At 69.3% G+C, this 4381-nt stretch carries 2 protein-coding genes and 1 pseudogene; 2 read left to right on the top strand and 1 reads right to left on the bottom strand.

Going from position 1 to position 4381, the window contains the following annotated elements:
• Positions 1–2259 (top strand): annotated as a pseudogene (locus AC08OU_RS22945) (efflux RND transporter permease subunit); the annotation flags it as partial.
• Between the two features lie 34 nt (positions 2260–2293).
• The gene (gene ahcY, locus AC08OU_RS22940; protein WP_476602098.1) at positions 2294–3730 is read left to right on the top strand and encodes an adenosylhomocysteinase; all 1437 of its coding nucleotides are present in this window, start codon (positions 2294–2296) and stop codon (positions 3728–3730) included.
• A gap of 99 nt (positions 3731–3829) precedes the next feature.
• Here ahcY and AC08OU_RS22935 read toward each other — a convergent pair.
• On the bottom strand, positions 3830–4381 hold a 552-nt coding region (locus AC08OU_RS22935), incomplete at its 5' end, for a hypothetical protein (protein WP_476605775.1).

The raw sequence follows: 4381 nt of genomic DNA, 5'->3' as shown, positions 1-4381 counted from the left end.
GGCCAGCCTCGACGCCGATGACCGGATCGAATCGGTGATCACCCCGCTCGCGGCGCTGGAGTTCACGAACAACCTGGTCACGAGCCCGGACGGCAATCCCGTCAACAGCCCCGCCGGGAAGATCCTGCTCGGCGCCCAGCGCCGCGACCCGGATCCGGCCTCCGCCCAGCGGCGCCTCGCCGACTCCATCACGACCCTGCAGCGGATGCAGGCGATCCCGGTAGCCGAGCGGGTCTACGACAACCCGGCATGGGTCTCCTTCCTGCTCCGCGACAACACGGGTGCCATCCGCAAGTCGATCAAGCCATTCTTCCCGACCGAATCCACCAGCCAGATGGTCACCCGACTGCGGGGCAACGCCTCCCTCACGACCGAGGGCCAGGCCGCGACCCTGGTCGAGAAGGCCGTATCCGAACGCATATTCGATAATGCGACGACAACGTCGACCGGGGCGCCCGCGCTGCTCCGCGACCTCAACGACTACCTGCGCGGCGGGTTCGCCACCCTCGGGGGCATCTCCCTGGCGCTGATGGCCGGCCTGCTGCTCGTCGCCTTCGCGGTGCGCTGGCGGCTGCTCCCACTCGGCGTCGTCGCCGTCGGCCTCATCTGGGCGTTCGGCCTCGCCGGCTACGCGGGCATCCCACTGTCGGTAGTGACCATCTCCGGTCTGCCGGTGCTGCTCGGCGTCGGCATCGACTTCGCCGTCCAGCTCCACAGCCGGGTGGAGGAGGAGGCCCAGCTGGCCCGGGCCGGCCATCCCGTCATCGCGGCCCTGGCCGGGCTGCTGCCCGCGCTGAGCGCCGCCACCGTCGCCGCGGTGCTGTCCTTCCTCGCGCTGGAGTTCAGCGACGTCCCGATGATCCGGGACTTCGGCACGCTGCTCGCCCTGGGCCTGCCGGTGATCGTCATCGCCACGATCCTGCTTCTCACCGCCTCGTTGGGCCTGCGGGAACGTCGCCGGCCGACCCCCCGAAGGACTACACCCACGGCCCGCTGGGTCGGATGGTGATCACCCTGGGATCCCTGCCACGGATCACCGCGGTCCCGCTCGCCGTCGTGTCCGTCGCGGTCTTCGCCGTCGGGATCGTCACCGACGGCACGCTGAAGATCCAGACCGATCCGGAGAAATGGGTCGACCAGCAGAGTCAGGTCATCAAGAACATCAACACGCTGCGCGCGAGCACCGGATCCGCCAGCGAGCTGGGCATTTACGTCCAGTCGCCGAACGTCTTCGACGACGCCACCGTCTCCTTCCTCGCCGAGTTCGCGAACACCCGGCTCGCGAAGGACCCGGCCGACCTGCTGACCGCGTCGAGCCTCGTCACGACCATCAGCTTCATGATGGAGGTGCCGAACACGACGGTCGTCCTGCCGACGGGTCAGGACATCCGGCTCGGCTACGCCGCGGCGCCGCCTGACATCCAGCGCGCCACGGTGAACCTGGCCCACAACGCGCTCAACCTCGTCTTCCGCACCGGATCGGGCTCGTTGGAACGGCGGGCCGCGATCGTCGACGACATCCGGGACACGGTCCATCCGCCGCAAGGGGTACGCGCCACCCCGTCGGGCCTCGCCGTGGTCGGCACCGGGCTGCTGGAGAACTTCACGAAGAACCGGACCCAGCTGACCTACTTCGCGCTGGTCGGCGTCCTGCTCATGCTGCTGGTCTGGCACCGCAGCATCGTCCGGGCGGTCCTGTCGCTGGTGCCGGTGCTGATCGCGGTCGGGCTCAGCTCCATGATCGCCTGGCTGGCCGGCGTCGACCTCAGCCCGCTCACCGCGGTCGGCGGCCCGCTCGTCATCGCGCTGGGCAGCGAGTTCACCACCCTGCTCGTGCTTCGCCACCTGGCGGAGCGTCGACGCGGCCTGACGCCGAAGGAGGCCGTCGACCAGACCGCGGCCCGCACCGGACGCGCCTTCGTGGTCTCCGCGCTCGCCGCCGTGATCGGGGTCGCCGTCCTGGCCTTCAGCTCCCTGCCGCTGCTGCGCGACTTCGGTCTGCTGGTTGCCCTCAACGTCGCCGTCGCCCTGCTGTCCGCGCTGGTCGTCCTCCCACCCCTGTTGATCTGGGCGGACGAGCGCGGCTGGGTGCACCAGCCACGCCAGGCCGACCCGGGTCCGGCGGTCGGCGACAGGACCGGACCGGGTCTTCGTCAACGCGGCGACATGTGGGACGCTCAAGAAACCCGTTCCAAGGCCGGCGCATCACGGCCACAGCCGATGGCGGGTGGAAACCAGGACGAGACATCCGCCGTATAGGCTCGGCAGCCGCCCGAGCGTCGAAGGAGAGGGCATGAGTTTCGAGTTCAAGGTCGCGGATCTCGCACTGGCCGAGTTCGGCCGCAAGGAGATCCGGCTTGCCGAGCACGAGATGCCCGGCCTCATGGCCACCCGGGCGGAATACGCGGCCAGCCAGCCCCTCAGGGGCGCCCGCATTATGGGCTCCCTGCACATGACAATTCAGACCGCGGTGCTGATCGAGACCTTGGTATCGCTCGGCGCCGACGTCCGTTGGGTCTCCTGCAACATCTTCTCCACCCAGGACCACGCGGCCGCCGCCGTCGTCGTCGGGCCGAACGGCAGCAAGGACGACCCGCGGGGCGTGCCGGTCTTCGCCTGGAAGGGCGAGACCCTCGAGGAGTACTGGTGGTGCACGGACCAGGCGCTGGCCTGGCCGGGCGGCGGCACCCCGAACATGATCCTCGACGACGGCGGCGACGCGACCCTGCTCGTCCACAAGGGCGCCCAGTTCGAGGCGGCCGGCGCGGTCCCCGCGACGGACACCGCGGACGGCGAGGAGTACGCGATCGTCCTGGAGACCCTGCGCCGCACCATCGCGGAGAAGCCGGGCCGGTGGACCGAGACCGCGAAGAACATCAAGGGCGTCACCGAGGAGACCACGACCGGCGTGCACCGTCTCTATGAGATGGCGAAGGCCGGCACGCTGGCATTCCCGGCGATCAACGTCAACGACTCGGTGACGAAGTCGAAGTTCGACAACAAGTACGGCTGCCGCCACTCCGTCATCGACGGTCTCAACCGCGCCACCGACGTGCTCATCGGCGGCAAGGTCGCCGTGGTGTGCGGCTACGGTGACGTCGGCAAGGGCTGCGCGGACGCGCTGCGCGGCCAGGGAGCCCGGGTGATCGTCACCGAGATCGACCCGATCTGCGCCCTGCAGGCCGCGATGGATGGTTTCCAGGTCACCACCCTGGAGGACGTCGTCGCGACGGCGGACATCTTCGTCACCACGACCGGCAACTTCAACATCATCCACGCCGAGCACATGGCGGCGATGAAGCACCAGGCGATCGTGTCGAACATCGGGCACTTCGACAACGAGATCGACATGGCCGGCCTGGCCAGGACCCCCGGCATCAAGAAGATCAACATCAAGCCGCAGGTCGACGAGTGGGTGTTCCCGGACGGCCACTCGATCATCGTGCTGGCCGAGGGCCGGCTGATGAACCTCGGTTGCGCTACCGGGCATCCGAGCTTCGTGATGTCGAACAGCTTCACCAACCAGGTGATCGCGCAGATCGAGCTGTTCACGAAGACCGAAAACTACCCCCTCGGGGTGTACGTGCTACCCAAGCACCTCGACGAGAAGGTCGCCCGGCTGCACCTCGACGCGCTGGGCGTGAAGCTCACCCAGCTGACCAAGCAGCAGGCGGACTACATCGGCGTGCCCGTCGAGGGTCCGTACAAGGCCGACCACTACCGCTACTGATCGTCCAGCCCTCCCGCGCCGATTCCGGTTAATCCGGTCAATCCGGTTGACCGGAATCGGCGCTTCGCCCGGAATCGGCGCTTCGCCGGCCGGGATCGGTCAGCGTCTCCTGGACGACCAGCAAACCGACGTCCACGATGGGTCACTCAGATCGTCCAGGCTGTACCAGCCGGCCGGCAGGTAGGTTCCCCAGGTCGCCGACGGGACGTCGGCGCTCGCCCGGCCCAGCATCGCGGGCCTGCGCACGCCGAAGGTCGCGTCGCCGCCGGGGCAGCCCAGGTGCCCGAACCTGAAGATCGGCTCGCCGGCCTCCTCACCCCGGCCTGGACCGGTCCGGCACAGCGATGCCGTGGCCGGCGGCCACAACGAGGCGACATGGACGTAGAAACCGGCGTCGAGATACGTCGCGGGTCTGTTCGGCTCTCCGGCCGCCGCCGGCACACCAACCTCCGTCGCCTGCCCGCCCGGGCAGTTCGCCCAGGTCGCTCCACCGGCCTGCGCGGCGCCCGCGTTCACCAGAGCCAGGATGCCGCTCACCACGAGGGTCGCCCCGGCGGTGGTCAGAGTGGCCAGGGTGGTCCGAGTGGTCCGAGTTGCGCCGCCGCGCCGGCCCGCCCGCCGGGAGCCACGCCGCGCGGGACGACCTCCTCC

The organism is Frankia sp. CcMO1 (genome assembly GCF_977945845.1).
Note: the sequence above shows the minus strand (reverse complement) of the source record. Positions and strands in the feature narration are given on the sequence as shown.